Source organism: Sinomicrobium weinanense (assembly GCF_018863395.1).
Taxonomy (GTDB): domain Bacteria; phylum Bacteroidota; class Bacteroidia; order Flavobacteriales; family Flavobacteriaceae; genus Sinomicrobium; species Sinomicrobium weinanense.
This window is the reverse complement of record NZ_JAHKRR010000001.1, coordinates 1041658-1062306: the sequence shown is the minus strand read 5'-3', so window position 1 is coordinate 1062306 and position 20649 is coordinate 1041658. Positions and strand designations below refer to the sequence as shown.

Sequence of the window (20649 nt, the reverse complement as noted above, 5' to 3'; positions counted from 1 at the left end):
TACATCATTTTGTTACAGGGCATCATTTATCAGTTCCAGATTTATCATTGCACCTGCCTTGGTACCTGCTGCCACGGCTACCGAAACGGAACGCATCGGAGTGGTGTTGTCCCCGGCTGCAAAGATGCCCTGAACAGAAGTTTTTCCCAGGAAATCTACGTCCAGGTGTCCGTGTTCGGTGAGTTTGCATCCCAATTCCACAGGGATTTTACAATGCTGTTCAAAAGCCGGACGGGCGTAGATGGCTTCCACTTCAAGATCGGTGGTGTCGCGGAAAACAATACTTTTCAACTGTCCGTTGACATGTGTTAATTCTGAGACCTCTTTCTCGATGATCTCTATGCCGAGTTTGTGTATGAGTTGGGTCTGTTCTTCGGTGAGTTCCGCTTTCCCGTTGGTGAACAGGCTAAGGTTGTCGGTCCAGTGGCGGATGAGTTTACAGGCTTCAAATGCCGCTTCCCCGTTAGCCAGTATCCCGGTTTTGGCATTTCTGACCTCGTAACCGTGGCAGTAGGGACAATGAAGTACGCTAATACCCCAGCATGCTGCAAATCCTTTTATGGATGGCATAATATCCCTGACCCCGGTGGCAAACAGTAGCTTTTTTCCGTAGTAAACAACATCATTTTCGAGTTTTACCTGGAAATCGTTACCCTGTGGGGCCACTTTGGTAACAAGGCCCTGTTCAAGAGTTACGGTATCGTATTGGAGTACTTGTTGCCGGGCTTTCTCTGAGATCATGGCGGGAGGAACACCGTCGTGGGTAATAAAATTATGGGAATAAGGCGTTTGCTGGTTACACGGTTTTCCGCTGTCGATAACCAGTGTTTCCCGGAGTGATCTTCCCAGGGCCATGGCTGCCGATAAACCGGCATAGCTTCCGCCGACGATAATAGCTTCAAAACAATGTTGTTTTTTCATAGGAATAGTGTTTCAGGATATGGGGTTAAAGAGGTTGATTCTTCTTCTTTCTTCGGCAAAGGTAACATAAAATTATTAAATGCAATATTGTTGCATTTGTAAAATTTGTTAAAGTACAAGGAGATTTTCAAAGTTTTCCCGGCCCGGAAGTTCCGGTGAGCTCAGAAAAATTTTGAGGCCCCGGATTTTTCAACACCCTGGTGTAAATCTTCACGGTACGATTTTCCTTTCTGAATTTTGTTTATAAAACACGGGCGCTTATTTTTGTATCGTGACCCGATGGTATGTATACATACTCGTTTTTCTGATGAGCGCAAACAGTTGCCTCTTTCAGCAATTGTTCAAAGTTCCTGTTTTGTTCCAGCACTATACGGAACACCAGAAAAATTGCGGAGACTTGGGGTTTGTCGATTTCCTTGCCATGCATTACTGGGGAGAGGATTTCAACGATGAGGATGACGACCGTGATATGCAACTTCCTTTTAAAACGGTCGACCCCGGTGTTGCCCATTCCGTATTTATTCCAACACGGATGTATACACCGGTAGGCATCACACAATATATTCCCCATTCCAGGATCAATTCTCAAAAAAGCCTGCACCCGAACCCTCATTTAGGCGACTTGTTCAGACCTCCCATGGCATAACTTCTTTCCGGTTTTATCGATTTTGAGAACGGCACGACATTTTATGATTGTTGCCGCTTTTCCCATATTTTCAATTTAAGAAGTTATGTTAGACAGGATTATTCAATTTTCAGTTAAAAATAAACTGGCCGTTGGCATATTTATACTGTTGTGGACCGTTTATGGCGTGTATGAAGTCACCCGTTTACCCATTGATGCCGTACCGGATATTACCAACAACCAGGTACAGATCATCACTACAGCACCATCACTCGGGGGTGAAGATGTTGAACGGCTTATTACTTTCCCCATAGAGCAGGCTATGAGCAATATACCCCGGCTAAAGGAAAGCCGGAGTATTTCCAGGTTTGGGCTGTCGGTAGTTACCACGGTCTTTGACGATGATGTCGATGTGTACTGGGCCCGACAACAGGTAGCCGAACGCCTGCAAAATGTTGAAATAGACGAAAATGCCAATACGCCGGAGATGACTCCCGTAACTACCGGACTGGGTGAGATCTATCAGTATGTACTGAAACCTCAGCCGGGTTATGAGCACAAATTTTCATTGACGGAGCTGCGTACCATTCAGGACTGGACGGTGAAAAGACAGTTGCTCGGCACACCTGGTGTTGCCGATGTGTCTACCTTCGGAGGAAAATTAAAACAATACGAAGTAGCTGTAAACCCTGCAAGGCTCAAGGCACACAACCTTACCATAAGCGATGTTTTTACCGCCCTGAACAGGAGCAATGAAAATACGGGAGGAGCCTATATAGAGAAGGGGCCTGCGGTGTTGTACATACGAAGCATCGGCCTGGCAAAAAGTATAGAGGATATACAGCATATAGTTATCAAAACCACGCAATCCGGTAGCCCTGTACTGGTCAAGAATGTGGCGGATGTCAATATTTCATCGGCCATACGCTACGGGGCGCTGACCACTGACGATATCGGGGAAGCAGTAGGGGGTATTGTAATGATGCTCAAGGGCGAAAATGCCAATACTGTTGTAGATAACGTTAAGGAAAGGGTTGCCGAAATAGAAAAGATACTGCCCGAAGGCCTGAAAATAGTGCCGTTCCTGGACCGGACAAAGATGGTCGATAACGCCATAGGCACCGTGGAGAAGAACCTTATAGAAGGGGCGCTTATCGTCGTTTTTGTGCTGGTACTTTTCCTGGGGAACCTGAGGGCCGGATTTATTGTGGCTTCGGTGATACCTTTGTCCATGCTCTTTGCCGTTATTATGATGAATGCTTTCGGGGTAAGTGGCAATCTGATGAGCCTGGGAGCACTCGATTTCGGACTTATCGTGGACGGGGCTGTCATTATTGTGGAAGCCATATTACATCACCTGCATGCTTCGCAAAAATACAAAGGCATCGGCCGTATATCCCAACAGCAGATGGATGAGGATGTTTCCGGATCGGCATCGCGTATGATGAATGCCGCTGTGTTCGGACAGATCATTATTCTTATCGTATACCTGCCTATTTTATCATTGCAAGGGATTGAAGGCAAAATGTTCAAGCCGATGGCGCAAACGGTGGCATTTGCCATTTTAGGGGCCTTTATTCTTTCGCTGACCTATGTTCCGATGATAAGTTCTCTTTTTATCAGCAAAAGGGTAAGTCATAAACCCAATTTTTCTGACAGGGTGATGTCAAAGCTGGAACGGTTTTACGAAAGATGGCTTCGCCGTGCCCTGAAAGTCAGGAAAGGCATAGTGGCCACTGCTTTGGTACTTTTTGCCATAGCCCTGTTTGTTTTCAGCAGGATGGGAGGAGAGTTCATACCGCAGCTCGAGGAAGGTGATTTTGCCGTGGAAACCCGTCTGCTCCTGGGGACCAATCTAACCACCACAACAGAGACCATTCAGAAAATATCCGCCGGGCTCAAAGAGAAATACCCGGAAGTGGAGCAGGTCGTCTCCCGTATCGGAAGTGCCGAGATCCCAACCGATCCCATGCCTATCGAAGGCGGTGATATGATCGTGGTGCTCAAAGATAAATCGGAATGGGTCAGTGCTTCTTCTTTTGAGGAAATGGCGGAAAAAATGGGGCAGACCGCACAGGAAATAGCCCCCGGCGTAAATACGAGTTTTCAGTATCCCGTGCAGATGCGCTTTAACGAACTGATGACCGGGGCCAAACAGGATGTGGTGTGCAAAATATACGGGGAAGACCTTGACAAACTGGCCCGGTATGCCACACAACTCGGAACAATTAGCCGTGCTGTGGACGGAACAGCGGATGTTTATGTAGAAAAGGTCACAGGGATGCCGCAAATAGTCATTGACTATCACTGGGCGGAAATGGCCAAATACGGACTCTATGTACAGGATATCAACCGGACAGTAAATGCTGCTTTTGCCGGTGCTGTGGCCGGTAATATTTATGAAGGGGAAAAACGCTTCGACCTTGTAGTCCGTATGGAAAACAAGGAAAGGCGGGATATTAATAATGTACGCAATTTACTGATAGCTACGCCTTCAGGTATGCAGATACCGCTATACCAGGTGGCATCGGTAGAGGCCGTAGAAGGGCCTAACCAGATACAGCGGGAAAATGCCAAACGCCGGATCATAGTTGGGTTTAATGTTCGCGGTCGTGATGTGGAGAGCATTGTGGAAGAACTGGAACAAAAGGTAAATGAGCAGATGAATTTTGATCCTGGCTATTATGTCACCTACGGTGGTGCTTTCGAAAACCTCAAGGAAGCCAAGAACAGGCTTGGAGTTGCGGTCCCCGTGGCGCTTTTGCTGATCTTTGCCCTGCTGTATTTTGCATTCAGATCGATAAAGGAGGGTGTCCTTATTTTTACGGCCATTCCCCTGTCTGCTATCGGAGGGGTGTTTGCCCTTGCCCTGCGCGATATGCCTTTCAGTATATCTGCCGGAGTAGGTTTTATTGCCCTTTTTGGAGTGGCTGTACTCAACGGTATTGTGCTGATCTCCGAATTTAACCGTATCCAGAAACAGGGTGAGGTCACTGATCCTTTGCAGATCGTTCTTTCGGGTACCAAAAAGAGGCTCCGTCCGGTATTGATGACGGCGGCAGTGGCCTCGCTGGGCTTTTTGCCCATGGCCCTCAGCAACGGGGCAGGAGCGGAAGTGCAGCGCCCGCTGGCCACGGTGGTCATAGGCGGACTTATTACGGCAACCTTTCTGACCCTCTTTGTATTGCCTGCAATTTACCTGATGTCTTATTACACCAAAACATCCATAAGTATGAAAAAAAGGAAAAACGGTGGTTTAACCGTGTTGCTTATAGGGTTGTTTATGAGCTCTAACCTGTGGGCGCAGGAACCCGTAGAGGTATCCCTGTCAGAGTCTATTGAAATTGCGATGAAAAACAACAAACGTGTTAAGGCAGCGCAATACAATGAGCGGTCCAGAGAATTGTTGAGCAGGTCGGGCTATGATATTCCCAAGACCCTGATAGACATCGATTATGGCCAGTTTAACAGCAAGCTCAATGATACCCGGTTCGGTATAAGCCAGACTTTTAATTTTCCCACGGTCTATACCCGAAGGAAAAAAGCCTTGACGGAAGATTATATGGTGGCAAAAATACAAACGGAACACACCGGCTATGAAACAAAGGCCCGTGTGCGTACTCTTTTTTATGAATTGGTGTGGCTTCAGCGCAAAAAAGAGTTATTGCAATATGCAGACAGTATCTATCGCCTGATGGAGGAAAAGTCCGATCTCAGGTTTAGCATCGGGGAGACCAATATACTCGAAAAAAGTGCTTCACAGTCGGCACGGCAGTTCTATACCAATCAACTGAATATGGTATCCCGCGATATCGAAATGACCCGTAACACTTTTAATGCGGTATTGCAGGACAGCGTGATGTATGTCCCTGTTGCAGATCATATAAAGATCGATTTCAGCCCCCTGGCGGAGCAGCGGAACACAGAAGACCTTCCCCGGGTGAAATTGTCTCGCCATAAAGCCGAAGCTGCGAGATGGCGATGGAAAACCGAACGGGCCCGTATGCTGCCTGATATCACCATCGGATATAACAATCTCAGCATAACAGGGTGGCAGACCAATGCTTCGGGGCAGGAAGTCTATTACGACACCGGGCATAGGTTCAATTACATCAATGCCGGCCTCAGCATTCCCCTTTTCTTCGGAAGCCGGTCTGCACAGAGCAGATCAGCAAAGGTCGAATGGCAAAGACAATTTGCACAGGCCGATGCGGTTAAAGCAGAGCTTTCAGCACGTGTGGCCAATGCCGAAAAAGAATTGCTCAAATACAGGGAAAGCCTTGAATATTACGAGTCGGAAGGGCTGGCCAACGCACAGGCCATTATCGATGCAGCCAACAGCCAGCTCGAAAATGGCGATATTGACTACCTCAGATGGGTCATGGTGGTCAACCAGGCCATCACCATAAAAAACGAATACCTGGATACTGTTAACAATTATAATAAAGCTGTTATTAGCGTACAAACATTAAATCATTTGTAATACGATGAAGAAATATATAGGAATCATAGTCATTGCCCTGTCGGTTGCCATGTCTTGTGACAAGAAAGTCAATATAGAACAGAAACCGGCCGCTGCCGCCTCTTTGTCAAATATACTGGAACTCAGTACAGGCCAGGCCAGGAATGCCGATATCGGGATCGGAAATCTACGCGAAAAAGAACTCGGCGGTATACTGCAATTACAAGGCGTGGTAACCGTATCGCCGCAAAGCCGGGTAGATGTTACCTTTCCCCTCGGGGGATATATCCGTAAAACGAACATCATGCCGGGTACACCTGTCAAAAAAGGACAGGTACTGGCCGTCATTGAAGATATGCAATACATACAGTTGCAACAGGACTATCTCACCGCCAGGGAAAAATTTTTACTTGCCGATAAGGCCTATGACCGGCAGAAAGTACTCAATGCCAGCAAAGCGAGCAGTGACAAGCTCCTCGAACAGGTAAGGGCCGAAAGGGAAACCCAGCGGATCGCCATGGCATCCCTCGGACAGAAACTGGAGCTTCTCGGAATTGATCCGAACAGGCTTAATGCTTCCGGTATCAGTAAATCCATAAGTATCGTTTCGCCGGTTACAGGGCTGGTCTCAAAGGTCAATGTCAATGCAGGTAAATATGTCTCGTCCACCGAAATGCTTTTTGAAGTGATTGATATGAAGGACATTGTGTTGTCGTTCAATGCCTTTGAAAAAGATATGCCTTATTTAAAGGCAGGGCAACAGGTGGAAGTATATTCGAATGATAACCCGGATAAAAGGTATGCAGCAAAAATAGCCTATGTGAATCAAAGCCTTGACGATGACAGGACATCCGAAGTCATTTGTAAGCTGGAGAATTATGACAATGCCCTGCTGCCTGGTCTTTTTGTCAATGCCGACATACAGGTGGAAAACAAAAAAGCCCTGGTCCTTCCGGAAGAAGGTGTTGTAGACTGGAAGGGGAAGAGCTATATTTTCGAAGCAAAAGGCGATGACAGGTATGAAATGATCCCCGTTGAGACCGGGATTATTCAAAACGGTATGAAACAGATCTTTTCCGGTCATTTGTCAACGTCTTCAAAGGTGGTCGTAAAAAATGCCTATACACTGCTGATGAAGGCCATGAATAAGGGGGAAGAGTGAGATAAAATATAAAAGAGGTCTTAAAAGAGATATTTACGCCATCCTGAACGGGGCCAGACCAATGGCCGGTTTGCCTGACAAAAACCTGGCCCCCGTTCAGGATGGTGTCTTAATCCGTTCTCCCTCTTTCATCTTCATTTCCGAAAGCCCTTTGCTTTACATTGGTGTTGTCATTTCCAAAAGTATAGATCAGTGAAAAACGGAAAAAACAGTTGCTGTTATCTTCATAATACGACTGTTTTATACCGTTTACTACAGAGTTGTATTCCCGTAATTGCGACCTGTTGAGAATATCATTGAATAACAACGCCAGTTGCAATTTGTCGTCGAACATACTTTGTTTAACACCTATATTTAGGCTGGACATCGGTTTTCCGATTTCATACAATCCATACTTAAAAGGCGTATGGTACCAATAATCCAATTGTAATTTGGTGGATTTTCCCAGGGAAACAGTGTTATTTGTAGAAAAATAAAACAGTACACCATCGGACGATTCGGCATCGAGAATGGGGTATAGATCCGTTTTATAAGCTACCACATTGACCGCATTCCGGTTCTGCCAGAACGAAGTGATATCGGCGGTATAGCTTTCAGACCATCCAAACTGGTATTGTTTGTAATAGTTCTCACGGGTAATGATCTGTATATTTTCTTCGGGAACTGCCGTAAAAACAGTTCCAAACCCATCTGTGGTGATATTCAGGGACAGGTTGGTCCTCAATTTGCCTTTATACATATGCGTAAATTCAAAATTATCGCTGAAAGAGGGTTGTAAAAACGGATTGCCTTCAGCATAACTGTTACTGCTTATATAATAACGGAAAGGGTTGAGCATCCAGAATCCCGGTCGGTTTATCCGTTTTCCATAATTCAGGGAATACATATGGTTCTCATTTTTTTGATAGGAAACATAAAAGGAGGGAAACAGCTTTAAGTAGTCATTTTTATTGGATTGGCCCAGAGTTTCTGAAACCCCTTCGGTCTGCGTGTTTTCCAGTCTAAGCCCCAGTTGCACACTCCACGTATCGCCCCAGTTTTTTGTCCCATTTACATAAGCAGCCTGGGTATTTTCTTTATAGTCAAATATATTAGATTGATCGGGGTCTAATATTTCATCTCCTGTTTCGGTATTAAAAAATTTTACATCCGCCCCGGTATCTATAAAACTGAATTTTGCGCCGTAAGACAGGTTTAGAAAATTGAGCGGATGTTCCATATCCACTTTATAGCTGAAGTTATCAATGGCCATACCCGATGTATTCCGGGCAGACATATTAACATTTAAAAACTCCATCTCAGGCGTAAAAGTTTCAGCCAGAAAACGATTATCACTTTCTGCATTGTAATTGAAATAGTCGAAATCGAAAGAGACCTTTCTGCCTAAAGTGTCCAGTTTCGCAATTAAATGTGCATTATATGTATGGTTTTTTGTGCTTCTGTCATTATACCCCGTGTTGATGAGAAAGGAATCTAAGGTTTCGGAAGCGTTATGGATCCCTATGATCGTGGTCCTGTCCATATCAGGAATACTATAATCTCCCATATATTGGCCTCCCACACTGATATTATCGGAAATATCATAATCCAGGGTAGTACGCCCGGATATATTGTCCCTCTGATTCCTTGAATTATAGTTTAGTTTCCATGTACCATCCGGGTAGAAGGTGTTTATTTTTTGCTTTCCCCTGAAATCCCCGGTTTTGCCTCCAATGCCGACTGAAAACCGAAGTTTGTCTTTGTTATAGTAAAAATTGTTCCGTATTGAAAAAACACTGTAGGTGTTTTGGTCGTAAGCGGTGGTAAGGGTGTTCTTCCAGGAATTGGCAACCCCTTTCCGCAGGTTAATGTTAATAAGCCCGCCATTGCCTTCGGCGTCATACCGGGCCGGTGGAGTGGTGATAATTTCAATATTCTTTATATCATCAGCAGACAGGCTGTTCAGGAAACCCATCAGTTCGTCCCCGGTCAGTTCCAGCATTCGTCCGTTTATCATTACCCGGGGCGCTCCCCTCCCGAGCATCGTTATCGAGTTGTTTGCTACCATCAGCCCCGGAGCAGTGGCCAGAACGTTTGCTGCATTGCCCCCGATGGAAGAAATACTGTTTTCCACATTGTATACCAACCGATCGGGCTTTTGTTCTATGAGCGGTCTTTGGCCCGTTATAACCACTTCGTCCAACTGACCTACGTTTTCCTGCAACCGGATTTCCCCGACTGAGATGTCCCCGTTCAGCGTTATTTCTTTTTTATAATCCTTATAGCCCATAAAAGATATGAGCAGTGTATAAATACCATTATCCGCAATGATCTCAAAATTTCCTCTTTCATCGGTGATCGTTCCGGCAATGAGTTTTCCTTCGTCACCTTGCAATACGACATTGGCATATGCAACCGGGTCGGTCTCGTCTTTTACATTTCCTGTTAAGGAAAACTGTGAAAAACCGAAAAACGGACATAACAATGAGAACACTAAATAGCTGTTCGTTCTTATCACTTTAAGTTTGGAAAATAAAACGGTTAAGGAGCTCACTTTCATTTTTGAATATTTTTTCCCCAAATGCATAGTATTTGTTTAAAGATTGGTCAGATCGTTAAATATTACAGTTTACAGTTAGCTACAATCTGTTTTCATCTTTTGTTTTAAACTATTCACCGTATAAACAGGACTACTATACAAAAGGTTTTATTTAGAGGCAAAAATGAACAGAAAGAGTGATAAAAAAGTCCGATTATATAAAGTCGAACTCTTTTTTATGGGAAAGATCAGTCCGATTTTAAGGACTACTTTTTGGAAAGATGTTCCTTTTTGAATTGTTTTGGTGTTTGCTGGGTGTTTTTCTTAAATGCCGTATAAAAAGAAGATTTCGAATTAAACCCTACCTGGTAAAGGATCTCCAGGGTGGTCAGGTCTTTTTGATCGGGGTCTTTCAGTATGGCTTTGGCATCATTGATCCTGTAATCGTTGACAAAATCAAAAAAATGCATCCCTAGGTTACGGTTTATAAGTGCTGACAATTCTTTTTCGGGAATATTGGTTTGAGAAGAGAGCTTTTGCAGCGTTAGATCACAATCCAGGTAAGGTTTCTCTTTTTTCATATGATCGAGGAGCCTTTTCATTTCCAGGGAATCTCTCCCGTCATTTCCATACACGGTAGCTTTCTCCTTTTTCCTTGCTGATGGGATCTCTTCTAAGAAACCGGATAACGGGACGCTGTTAAAAATATGGGGACGGTACAAAGCCTTTAGAACAAACCAGGATGTGATCAGCAATATATTAACGCTAATGACCATGTTTATATGGAGCAAAAAATCATTGTTCCCGGAATAGGGGAAGAATTGTTTTGCAATTACGAAAATATGTGCGATCAAAAACAACATGGTGACCTGGAACAACCACTTGTAGACGGAATGATCTACATTGGAATAATTCTTCAGATACGTTCTTTTATATCTATACAGCACTACCAGTATGGCTATCATATAAGCGTAGTATTGTATTTCTGCAATAATTTGAAAAACCGATACGCTTTGCGCTGAAAATGAAGTTATTTTAAAAAAGACAAGGAACACAAAGAACAACAGGAAATGCCAGGCATGTTTTCGCTTTAAACTAAAATCGTTAAAGCATACGGATAATACATAAAAATAAAACAGGGGTAGCTGCAAATAGACGGATGCCCTTTTCAGGAGATAAAGATTCGGGTAACTTCCCCAAAGATTAATAAAGAAGCCTGTTAAGTCCAAAGAGGTAATGATCAGGAATAATGCAAATAACCTGTTGGACAGCCTTTTTTCCGACTTTACCGTAAACAGGTAAATTGACAGCAGCACCATTAAAAAGACCACTATTTTTCCTATGTCACTGATCAGTTCGCCTATATTCATCTACCAACTATGTATAGGCACATGGCCTGATTTTCGTTTGTGAATTGAAATTTTAAAAGTAATAAAATTCTGTTTAAGAATTATGGAACAAACTTATGACCTAACTTGAAAAAGCCCGCAGATACCACAGATGACGCAGATTTTTATTGTCTTTTGCGTAAATCTGTGTCATCCGCGGGAAGAATCCAGGTACAATACCTATGGCGATATCATATTTCATTTTGTGATGAACTAATCACTTTTTTGCCGCCTTATCTTTATCGGTAAAATTTATTTACATGAAGAAAATAGCATATTTATTGGTTTTATTGGCAATCTTATCTTGTAGCTCAATGAAAAATACCGACCCTGTTGACATTAAGATAGAAAGTAGAATAAAAGGGAAGAGCATCAATTTATCACATCTGAGACCAGAACGTAAAAAACTGGGAGAAGCTGTTCTCTTCATTCACGGGGCGTCTTTCCCTTCTGAACTGGCTTTCGGATTTCGCATGAATGAAATTTCATGGATGGACAATTTGGCTGATGCCGGTTATGAGGTATATGCCCTGGATTTTTTGGGTTACGGAAAATCTGACAGATATGATTATATGTCCGGTAAGAATGCAGAAAATGAAAGTATTGGCAGGGGAGAAGAAGTTGTAAAAGATATGGATATTGCCATCAATTATATTTTAACGGAGCTGAGCGTTTCAAAAATTAACCTTATCGGGCATTCCTGGGGAGCAGCAGTGTCCGGACATTACGCATCATTATTTCCCGAAAAAATAGATAAACTCGTTTTGTTTGCTCCATTCATACAAAGAAACGGAACAACCAAATGGGATAAAACAAAAGTGTCGTATAAAGATTTAACACCCGGAGAAAGAGTGGAACAATTTATAAGCAGGATTCCCGAAGGAAGGGAGATGACCCTGGAAAGCGAAGTGCTTGATAAATGGGGAGACAAATGGCTGGACAGCGACCCCACTTCAAAAACCAGGAACCCTTTTTCCGTCCGATTTCCATCTGCATGGGAAGCTGATCTGTTCGATTGCTGGAATGGAAACTGTTTTTTCGACCCTCGCAAGATTAAAAATCCAACTTTGTTGATTAGGGGAGAATGGGACACGACTTTTAATTTTGATGATGCGGAAAAACTGTTTGGACAAATGGAGAATGCGCCTTCAAAAAGATATGTGGTCATAGATAGGGGAACTCATGTTTTACATCTCGAAAAAAACCGTTTTGCACTCTATGACGAAGTTCAATTATTTTTCGAATCGAAATAGTTATAATGTTGTAATGATCCCTTAAAACGAAATAAGATGAATATCAGTCCCATAAAAAAAGCATTGAAAATCAATAGATTAACAATGCTTTTGATACTGAAAAGTCGGGGTGACTGGACTCGAACCAGCGACCACACGCACCCCATGCGTGTACGCTACCAACTGCGCCACACCCCGAAAATTGTGGCTTTTTAAAGGGTTACTTATGCGTTATTCCCTTTGCCGGGATAGCCTCATCCCAAATGCTGCGCGAATATACAGAAAAAATGTAAAGTGGAAAACATAATTGATAAACAAAAATCCTTGTTTTTATTAGCCTGCTGATTATGTGTATTTTCGGATATTGCAATTTTTACACCGTGCTGAGCTTTTTATAGCCATCTATTTTGCTTTTGATCCTTTTACCAGCAGATATCACAACCCGGAACAACAGGTAGAATTGATGGATGAAAATAGCTAATAAACCCTATATGCCTTTTGGGGATGGCTGTTCAGGGAATGTTTTAGGGAATTATCATAAATAAATCGGGCGCCCTGATGATCCGGAGCGCCCGCTGTATGGAAGTTATTTTTTGTTTCGATTCTTAAAGGCCTCGAATTCCGATGTTTTTTCCTTTCGCGGCCAGTAGTTATTGGAAGTCTCCACATCTGCAGTTTCCTCTTTCGGGTCTACCGTGATCTGAGTGATCTCTTTGTCTGCAGCGATGACCTTGGAGGCTTCGGCGTCGTTCATTCTCCATAGTTCCACAGGATATCTTACGGTTTTCTTACTGCCGTCGGCATAGGTGTATTCCACGATGAGCGGCATAGGCATGCCTCCGGGTTTTTCAAAGGTGATCTCGTAGAAATACTTGGGTTGTTTTAGCCCGGCACGTTCTTCGGGGCTAAAATTGTCCATAATATATTCGTTCAGCGGGGTAGAATGTTCCAGGAGAGAACCGTTCCTGAGCGTTTCGTCAAAGTTTTCGGCACCTTCTTCGGCCAGGAAGACCAGGGGCATGTCTTTCGGTACGTTCCGTTCTGCCATGACTTCTTTGACCTTGTCACTGGGGGTAGGGGAGACAAAGAATTTTTTAACTTCCTTTACGCCCATGTCTACCTGGTCGGTGGTGTAGAACCATCCTCTCCAGAACCAGTCCAGTTCCACTCCCGATGCATCTTCCATGGTGCGGAAAAAGTCTTCCGGATTGGGGTGTTTGAACATCCAGCGCTGTGCATAGGTCTTAAAGGCATAATCAAACAGTTCGGGGCCCATGATGGTTTCGCGGAGTATGGTAAGTCCGGCTGCGGGTTTGCCATAGGCATTGTTGCCTAATTGGTATACGTTTTCCGGATTGCTCATAATGGGTGCGATATAATCCTGGTTTCCCTTCATATAAGTTACCATAGAGGAAGGTTTTCCCCTTCTGGACGGGTAATTTTCCATAAAGGTCTGTTCGGTGAGGTATTGCAGGAAAGTATTCAGCCCTTCGTCCATCCAGCCCCATTGGCGTTCATCGGAATTGACGATCATGGGGAAGAAGTTGTGGCCTATTTCATGGATAATAACACTGATCATCCCGTATTTTACCCTGTCGGAATAAGTACCGTCCTCATCCGGGCGACCGTAGTTCCAGCAGATCATGGGATATTCCATACCCTGGTTCCTGGCATGTACGGAAATGGCCTTCGGATAGGGATAATCGAAAGTATGGCTGGAATACGACTTCAGTGTATGGGCTACCACCCTGGTAGAATATTCCTCCCACAGCGGATTACCTTCTTTAGGGTACAGGGATTCGGCCATAACGGTCCGGTTACCCATTTTCACGGCCATGGCATCGAATATAAATTTGCGGGAAGTGGCAAAGGCAAAATCCCTGACACTTTCTGCCCTGAATTTCCAGGTATTTTTCTTTTTGGAAAAGGATTTCTCCCTGGCTTCTACCTCTTCCTGGGTTACGATCACCACCGGTTCGTCAAAGGATCGTGTAGCCTTTTCATAGCGTTTCATCATGGTCTTGGTAAACACGTCTTTGCGGTTTTGCAATTCCCCGGTAGCCTCGAGCATATGATCGGCCGGAACGGTGATGTTCACTTCGTAATTCCCGAACGGCAGGGCAAATTCCCCGCTGCCCCAGAACTGGTAGTTCTGCCATCCTTCGGTATCGTTATACACGGCCATTCTCGGGAAGAACTGGGCTATTACATAGGTGTTGTTACCGTCTTTCGGGAAGTGCTCATAGCCACTTCGGGCCCTGTCCGTTACGTGGTTGTTTACATTATACCACCATTTAATAGAAAAAGATATCTTTTCCCCGGGTTGCAGGGGCTGGGGGATATCAATGCGCATCATGGTATAATTGATGGTGTAGGGCAGGGGCTTACCTTTGGAATCTTTTACATATTCGATGTTAAAGCCACCATCGAAAGGTTCTTTCAGGTATTTATCGGTAAATCTATCCGGAGTTTCGGCCGGGGTCATTTTTTCGCTGTTCCGGTCCAGGGCTGGAGAATTTTTGGATCGGATGTTTTGGTCCAGTTGTACCCAGAGATATTCCAGCTTGTCCGGAGAGTTATTTGTGTAGGTAATAATCTCTTCCCCGTATAATTTCTGATTTTTGTCGTCGAGTTCTATGTCCATTTTATAATCCGCCTGCTGCTGGTAATACGCAGGCCCGGGTGCTCCCGAAGCTGTGCGGAACATATTGGGCGAACTGAATTCCTGGTACATCTGGCGGAATTTGTTCTTGTTTATATGCCCCTGTTGCTGTTGCGGCGGTTCTTCCTGGGCGTAGGTCCCGGTGAGTAAGGCCAGGGCCAGGAAAGAGGAGAAAAATGTTTTAACTGAATTCATACCTGAGTTGTGTTAGTCGGTGAAATAATGTTGCAAATTAATTATTTTTTCAAAATAGGCTTCTTCCGGTTATAAATTTAACAGGCAATGGTCGTCGTCCCTGAGCAGGAGAAAGCTCTTCCGGATATTTTTTGCCCGGATATGTACGATATTCTGCTGTTCCGGGTAGGTTTCGTATAAAAGCCTGTTTTCGATTTCCAGGGAAGAGGGTAGCGGAGTATCCGGGATCTCCAGGTAAGATACGATCATACCCTCCTTGTATTCCTTGCCGATAAACCGGAATTTTTTTGTTTTACCATCCACCTTGACGATGAATTTATCGGTATAATACCTTTCGAGATAGGTGTCCGCTTTCGGGTCTTCTTTCGGGGTAGCTAATCTGGACCGTATGCCATACCGCTGATCTATGGTCTTTTCCAGGTCGTCTGCAAATACCCGGGAAATGATCTGTACGGCCTTCTCCTTTTCACTGTACCGGACGTTGGAAGTACTCACATAAAACTTATGCGCATTGACAAAGGCAAACAGTGGAAGGAACAGGGCTAAAACGGATATTTTCTTTAAGGTATGCATAAATGTGGATAAAAGGTAAAGAAAGCTAATCTTTCGTGGCGGAGGGATCATTGACCTCCTTATACCGGACGGCCTGTACTTTTAAAAACCGGGACAATGCCATCCGATCGTTGGCCTTTATGATCCGGTCATATTCCGGCTGTACGGAACAAAAGTATAAAAAATCGTATATCTTTTCTGGAACGATTCCCGAGGAAATAAAAAATTCTTCGCCATACCTGGTGTGTATTTTTTCCAGTTGTGTAGTTTTATTTTCCAGATAAAGACGGTTTTTAAGTTTTTTAGTACGACCGGACAGGATGTTGATCAAGGGGTCGATCTTTATGGAGATTGATCTTAATGGGTCGAAATCCAAATCGGTAGCAGCGTACAATTTCCTTTCCGATTTCGTTCGGGGAATTATATGAGCATTAGGCAGTCCCAGGCTCATGGCATTGACACTGTCTGTCCTGGCATTCCGGAGGTCTGATGTGAGGTTTCCGGTGAGGTTTTTCAGGATAACCTCATCCAGTTCGGTGACCTGTTCTTCCAGTTCTACAATAAGCGGGAATTGATCTGTATGAGCTCCGGAAATAACAATTTCTTTTTCCCGGAACTGGACAGCAGAAAACAACAGGGTATCACCGGAAGCTGCCGGGATGGAAAAAAAACCTTGGCTGTTGGTGATAGTGGCGGTATTTGTAGTCTTATTGATGACATGCACCCCTTCTACATCGGAAGAGAGACTTTCCACTTTTCCTTTCAGATTGTTTTGAGCGTAGAGATCACAGAGAGAAAAGGGAAGGACAAAGAGGAATACTGCGAGTTTTTTTCTGCAGTCCGAAGTGCTGCTGTGGTATGTTTTAGGTTTTTTAGCCATAGCGCATTCCCGGGGTTCAGTGTTTTAATGAGTCGGGGGCGTTCTCTTTTATATATTGTTCTGCCTTGACTTTCAGGGACTCGATCAGGGATATGGGGTCGTCGATGTTTTTTATATGGTCATAGTCTTCCTGTTTCGAGCAATAGAACAGGAAATCGTATACCTTGTCCCCGGGTATGCCCATAGAAGTGAAAACATGAGGTTGAATTGTTTTTCGGATCTGTTCGATCTTTTCTGTTTCTTTTTCCAGCCGTACGTGTTTTTTTAACCTTTTGGTCCGTCCGGTTATAGCGTTGATCAGAGGGTTTAACGGTACTATTCCGCCTCCGGTAGTCGCTTCTCTCAATTTTCTTTCGGCTTGACTCAAAGGTTGTTTATGTGCATTGGGGAATCCCAGGGTCATTGCATTAACACTGTCTGTTTTTATCTTTCGAAGGTCCGTAGTCAGGTTTCCTGTAAGGTTTTTGAGGACCACTTCGTCCAGTTCGGTAACCTGCGGCCTGAGATGAATGGTGAATAAGGGAGTGTTCAGTATTTCTGCTGTGATGGCAATTTTCTCATTGTGAAACTGAACAGCCGAGAACAGTACAGTGTCCCCTTCCCGTACCGGGATCTCAAAATAACCGCCGGCATCTGTAATGGTAGCAGTTTCGGAAGTCTTGTTGATGACATGCACCCCTTCTATATCTGAAGAGAGGCTTTCAACTTTTCCTTTTAATGTGTTTTGAGCCTGGATACCACATAGTGAAAAGGGCAGGAAAAAGAGCAGGAGTTTGTTTTTTCTCGTTCTTTGCAAACTATTCTGATATATGTTTTAGGAACAGTACGATATATTAATAAAAACTAACAACAGGTCACATTGCCTGTAAAGTGCATTTTATTAGTACAACAACCCTCCGGTTGGTTCATAACCGGTCTCCGGGCCCTTCGACCTGGCTCAGGATAAACCGGAGCCGAGGGACAGTTATTCTGAAATGGATTTACGGTAGTCCTCACTCTGCTTCACCAGGAACTCAATGAGCTCAAATTCATTGTCTTTTCGCAGGAGTGACTGGCGGGGTATCTTAGTATCACAATAATACAGGAAGTCGTCTATTTTGTCCTGGGGGACCTTCAGGTCCAGCACAAAGAACTCATCGTCATATACCTGTCGCAACACCTCGCTGACCTTGAGTTGTTTTTTGGGACCTTCTTCCGCTTCCTTTTTAGAGAGGAAAAGTGCCTTGAAAATATTTACGAAATTGACACCGTTTTGCAATTGGTGTTCGGGCGTTGCCATGTTCGGTACGTTGGAGGAATAATCTCCCTCATAATCGAACTGCTTAAATTCTTCACCTTTGAGCTCCAGGAATTTTTCCCGGTTTTCGGGGGTTATGACCACTTCATCCAGCTCAGTCACTTTTTCATTAACTTCTACCACCAGGCGGTTGTTCTTTAATATATCGTCATTGATCTTCACGCTTTTTAGCTGGTAGTTCACCGCGGAAAACACCACCTGGTCACCGGACTTTACAAGTATTTCAAACTCCCCATCCTGGTTGGTGGTTGTGGCCTTTTCTGTAGTAATATTGATAACGTTCTGGTTAGCTACACTGGTGTTCCTGTACAGTACTTTCCCTCGTAGAATGACCCTTTCGTCGTTTTGGGCGTATGTGGTCAGCGTACAGATGAGGGCAAGGATAAGCAGTATTTTTTGCATCGGGTCGTTTTTGGTTTGTATGTCAGTTGTGTACAGGTTCCCGAAATGGAAATTTCTTTCGTACAGGCGATGTTTGGTTTTACTTAGGGGTAAAGAAAACACAAGATTACCGGAAAAAAAACTGTACGGCAATTAAAGTTTTGTTAAATACAATATTTAAATTTACAAAAAATCTCGTTAAAGGAATTACGCGAAAAACAGCTTCATGAAGAACCTTATTATAGCCAGTACATCCACGGTACACGGTGGAACTTACCTGTCATATATTTTACCCCGGCTCGAAACCTTTTTTGCAAAAACTGATGAGATCCTCTTTATTCCCTATGCCAGGCCCGGAGGCATATCGCATGACGAATATACGGAAGCGGTCCGGAAAGGTTTTGAAAGCACAGGCAAAAAAATAACAGGAATCCACACCTGTGCAGACCCTGTAAAAGCGGTAAACGAAGCAAAAGCGGTGTTTACAGGTGGTGGCAATACTTTTTTACTGGTATCACAACTTTACAGGACCGGGATCATGGAACCGCTCCGCGAAGCGGTGTGGAACGGCACCCGGTATTTCGGCACCAGCGCCGGGGCCAATATTACCGGGCTTACGATGCAGACCACCAACGATATGCCCATCATATACCCGCCGAGTTTTAAGACCCTCGGGTTAGTGCCTTTTAATATCAATCCGCATTACCTGGATCCGTTACCGGGCAGTAAACACATGGGCGAAACACGGGAAACACGTATTAAGGAATTCCATAAACAGAACACCCAGCCTGTTGTGGGCCTTCGGGAGGGGAGCTGGCTGTACGTGGAAGGCGATGACATTACGCTCGAGGGCGCCCTTGCCGCCCGGATATTCGAACAGGGCAAAGCGCCGTACGAACTGGAAAGCGGCAATAGGCTTAACTTCTGGCCATCAGTGCGAAAAGACCTTTAGCCCGATGATGGAAGCGATAAGGGTGGTAATAAAAAACAACCTCCAGAAATCGGCAGGCTCCTTGAAAAATACTATGCCTACCAGTACTGTACCCACAGCGCCTATACCTGTCCATACGGCATAAGCAGTGCCGATGGGCAGTACCTGTGTAGCGCGGTAAAGGAGGTACATGCTTACAGATAGTGTGAGGAAAAATCCGGTGATCCAGAGATAGGATGTATTGCCCGTGGTTTCCTTGGCCTTTCCGAGGCAGAACGTAAAACCTACTTCAAACAGGCCGGCTATAACAAGAATTATCCATTGCATTTGTTTTCGGGTATTATATATTAAAAGATAATGATCATTCTTTCTTTTCGACGATCTTTACCTCGAAGATCTTGTCCCAGTTTTTGCCTGTGATAAAAAAAGAATCATTGCCGGAATGATAGGCAATGCCGTTGAGTACATCGAGGTTTTGACTTTGGGTGACCTTTTTCTTAAGCCCCCGGAAATCGACCACGCCTTCGATGGCGCCTGTTTCCGGGTTTATGATCATTACCCCGTCCTTTTGCCAGGTATTGGCATATATTTTACCCCTGGCATATTCCAGTTCGTTGGCCCGGGAAAAGACAGAGGTGTTGGTCACAGTCTCTATATGGTCTTTTTCTTCGAGAGTTTCCGGATCCAGTATCCATATTTTTTCGGTACCGTCACTTTTATAGATACGGGTACCGTCATTGCACAGTCCCCAGCCTTCTTTGCTGTGGCCATAAGAAAAGTCCTTTATTTTGTTAAAGGCCATATCATATACAAAACCGATCTTTGCCCTCCAGGTGAGTTGATATATCTTATCGTTCATAATGGTAAGGCCTTCTCCGAAATGCTCGTCTTTAAGGTCTTTTTTCTTCAGGACCTTCCCCGTTTTGTAATCTACTTTCCGGAGGGAGGACTGACCATTTCTGCCTGTGCTCTCATAGAGGGTGTCCTTATAAAACTCCAGCCCCTGTGTAAAGGCGTTATCGTCATGGGGATATTCGTTGAGAATGGTGTAGGTGTATATTTTCGGGGCCTTTTCGGAAAGCACGGTTATTGTTTTCGAGATCTTTTCGGAGGTGCCTTCGTAATATATCACGGCATCGAGGGTCTGGTGTCCCAGGTGGATGTCCTTTATGAGTAGTTCATTCCCTTCGGCATGCAGCCTGTTGCCGTCAATACTGTAAGCCACCGAATCGATCTCGAGCTTTTTCCTGTTGACGATATCTGCTTTCAGGCTATGGTTGTATTTTACCTTTTCCTGTCCTTCTCCGAGCCGTATGGAAAACTTTTTCGAGGTCTTGTTCCCGTTACAGGCCATAAAGAAACAAAGCAGCATATTGATAGTTAGCCATTTGAGCATTTTCATAAAAATAAGTTTAAGGGATGGCAATTTATTCAATAAAATTA

Annotated in this window: 15 protein-coding genes and 1 tRNA gene; 5 read left to right on the top strand and 11 right to left on the bottom strand. The window is 44.2% G+C overall.

What is annotated here, in order from left to right; translation table 11 throughout:
- Positions 1 to 12 precede the first annotated feature (12 nt).
- Entirely contained in the window at positions 13 to 921 is a 909-nt protein-coding gene (locus KN811_RS04615; protein WP_187966229.1) for an NAD(P)/FAD-dependent oxidoreductase, read from the bottom strand.
- Positions 922 to 1228: 307 nt separating this feature from the next.
- Between KN811_RS04615 and KN811_RS04610 the strand changes: the two genes are divergently transcribed.
- From KN811_RS04610 to KN811_RS04600, 3 genes are all read left to right on the top strand, one after another.
- Positions 1229 to 1567 carry a hypothetical protein gene (locus KN811_RS04610; protein WP_187966230.1) on the top strand — a complete coding sequence of 113 codons (339 nt, stop codon included), beginning with the start codon at positions 1229 to 1231 and terminating at the stop codon, positions 1565 to 1567.
- Between the two features lie 85 nt (positions 1568 to 1652).
- The gene (locus KN811_RS04605) at positions 1653 to 6029 is read left to right on the top strand and encodes a CusA/CzcA family heavy metal efflux RND transporter (RefSeq protein ID WP_187966231.1); all 4377 of its coding nucleotides are present in this window, start codon (positions 1653 to 1655) and stop codon (positions 6027 to 6029) included.
- Between the two features lie 4 nt (positions 6030 to 6033).
- Positions 6034 to 7170, top strand: a complete 1137-nt coding sequence (locus KN811_RS04600) for an efflux RND transporter periplasmic adaptor subunit (RefSeq protein WP_187966232.1) — start codon at positions 6034 to 6036, stop codon at positions 7168 to 7170.
- 109 nt (positions 7171 to 7279) lie between these two features.
- Here KN811_RS04600 and KN811_RS04595 read toward each other — a convergent pair whose 3' ends face one another.
- The gene (locus KN811_RS04595) at positions 7280 to 9709 is read right to left on the bottom strand and encodes a TonB-dependent receptor domain-containing protein (protein ID WP_247716394.1); all 2430 of its coding nucleotides are present in this window, start codon (positions 9707 to 9709) and stop codon (positions 7280 to 7282) included.
- Between the two features lie 245 nt (positions 9710 to 9954).
- Positions 9955 to 11058, bottom strand: coding sequence for a helix-turn-helix domain-containing protein (locus KN811_RS04590; protein ID WP_187966775.1), 1104 nt, complete (start codon positions 11056 to 11058; stop codon positions 9955 to 9957).
- A gap of 332 nt (positions 11059 to 11390) precedes the next feature.
- On the opposite strand from KN811_RS04590, the gene KN811_RS04585 reads away from it, so the two are divergent.
- Entirely contained in the window at positions 11391 to 12329 is a 939-nt protein-coding gene (locus KN811_RS04585; protein WP_187966776.1) for an alpha/beta hydrolase, read from the top strand.
- A 104-nt stretch (positions 12330 to 12433) separates the two neighbouring features.
- On the opposite strand, the gene KN811_RS04580 is transcribed toward KN811_RS04585, so the two are convergent.
- From KN811_RS04580 to KN811_RS04555, 6 genes are all read right to left on the bottom strand, one after another.
- Positions 12434 to 12506: transfer RNA gene (locus tag KN811_RS04580), tRNA-Pro, on the bottom strand.
- A 388-nt stretch (positions 12507 to 12894) separates the two neighbouring features.
- Positions 12895 to 15165 (bottom strand): M1 family metallopeptidase, encoded by a 2271-nt coding sequence (locus KN811_RS04575; RefSeq protein ID WP_187966777.1) that lies wholly within the window; start codon positions 15163 to 15165, stop codon positions 12895 to 12897.
- Between the two features lie 69 nt (positions 15166 to 15234).
- Positions 15235 to 15738 (bottom strand): DUF6702 family protein, encoded by a 504-nt coding sequence (locus KN811_RS04570; protein ID WP_187966778.1) that lies wholly within the window; start codon positions 15736 to 15738, stop codon positions 15235 to 15237.
- Between the two features lie 25 nt (positions 15739 to 15763).
- Positions 15764 to 16597 (bottom strand): carboxypeptidase-like regulatory domain-containing protein, encoded by an 834-nt coding sequence (locus KN811_RS04565; RefSeq protein ID WP_187966779.1) that lies wholly within the window; start codon positions 16595 to 16597, stop codon positions 15764 to 15766.
- A 16-nt stretch (positions 16598 to 16613) separates the two neighbouring features.
- Entirely contained in the window at positions 16614 to 17393 is a 780-nt protein-coding gene (locus tag KN811_RS04560) for a carboxypeptidase-like regulatory domain-containing protein (protein ID WP_187966780.1), read from the bottom strand.
- A 168-nt stretch (positions 17394 to 17561) separates the two neighbouring features.
- Positions 17562 to 18296, bottom strand: a complete 735-nt coding sequence (locus KN811_RS04555; protein ID WP_187966781.1) for a carboxypeptidase-like regulatory domain-containing protein — start codon at positions 18294 to 18296, stop codon at positions 17562 to 17564.
- Positions 18297 to 18501: 205 nt separating this feature from the next.
- On the opposite strand from KN811_RS04555, the gene pepE reads away from it, so the two are divergent.
- On the top strand, positions 18502 to 19227 hold the full coding sequence (gene pepE, locus KN811_RS04550) for a dipeptidase PepE (RefSeq protein ID WP_187966782.1): 726 nt from the start codon (positions 18502 to 18504) through the stop codon (positions 19225 to 19227).
- Here pepE and KN811_RS04545 read toward each other — a convergent pair.
- Both KN811_RS04545 and KN811_RS04540 read right to left on the bottom strand, forming a co-directional pair.
- Positions 19207 to 19533: a DMT family transporter gene (locus tag KN811_RS04545; RefSeq protein ID WP_187966783.1), complete on the bottom strand. Its 327-nt coding sequence runs from the start codon at positions 19531 to 19533 to the stop codon at positions 19207 to 19209. The genes pepE and KN811_RS04545 overlap by 21 nt on opposite strands.
- Positions 19534 to 19567: 34 nt before the next feature.
- On the bottom strand, positions 19568 to 20608 hold the full coding sequence (locus KN811_RS04540) for a glutaminyl-peptide cyclotransferase (RefSeq protein WP_187966784.1): 1041 nt from the start codon (positions 20606 to 20608) through the stop codon (positions 19568 to 19570).
- Between the last annotated feature and the right edge of the window lie 41 nt (positions 20609 to 20649).

Bases quoted from the DNA above. Each gene is read 5' to 3' on its own strand.
- KN811_RS04555 (WP_187966781.1), bottom strand. From the start codon at position 18,296: ATGCAAAAAATACTGCTTATCCTTGCCCTCATCTGTACGCTGACCACA.
- pepE (WP_187966782.1), top strand. From the start codon at position 18,502: ATGAAGAACCTTATTATAGCCAGTACATCCACGGTACACGGTGGAACT.
- KN811_RS04615 (WP_187966229.1), bottom strand. From the start codon at position 921: ATGAAAAAACAACATTGTTTTGAAGCTATTATCGTCGGCGGAAGCTAT.
- KN811_RS04595 (WP_247716394.1), bottom strand. From the start codon at position 9,709: ATGAAAGTGAGCTCCTTAACCGTTTTATTTTCCAAACTTAAAGTGATA.
- KN811_RS04610 (WP_187966230.1), top strand. From the start codon at position 1,229: ATGAGCGCAAACAGTTGCCTCTTTCAGCAATTGTTCAAAGTTCCTGTT.
- KN811_RS04540 (WP_187966784.1), bottom strand. From the start codon at position 20,608: ATGAAAATGCTCAAATGGCTAACTATCAATATGCTGCTTTGTTTCTTT.
- KN811_RS04590 (WP_187966775.1), bottom strand. From the start codon at position 11,058: ATGAATATAGGCGAACTGATCAGTGACATAGGAAAAATAGTGGTCTTT.
- KN811_RS04605 (WP_187966231.1), top strand. From the start codon at position 1,653: ATGTTAGACAGGATTATTCAATTTTCAGTTAAAAATAAACTGGCCGTT.
- KN811_RS04565 (WP_187966779.1), bottom strand. From the start codon at position 16,597: ATGGCTAAAAAACCTAAAACATACCACAGCAGCACTTCGGACTGCAGA.
- KN811_RS04545 (WP_187966783.1), bottom strand. From the start codon at position 19,533: ATGCAATGGATAATTCTTGTTATAGCCGGCCTGTTTGAAGTAGGTTTT.
- KN811_RS04575 (WP_187966777.1), bottom strand. From the start codon at position 15,165: ATGAATTCAGTTAAAACATTTTTCTCCTCTTTCCTGGCCCTGGCCTTA.
- KN811_RS04585 (WP_187966776.1), top strand. From the start codon at position 11,391: ATGAAAAATACCGACCCTGTTGACATTAAGATAGAAAGTAGAATAAAA.
- KN811_RS04570 (WP_187966778.1), bottom strand. From the start codon at position 15,738: ATGCATACCTTAAAGAAAATATCCGTTTTAGCCCTGTTCCTTCCACTG.
- KN811_RS04600 (WP_187966232.1), top strand. From the start codon at position 6,034: ATGAAGAAATATATAGGAATCATAGTCATTGCCCTGTCGGTTGCCATG.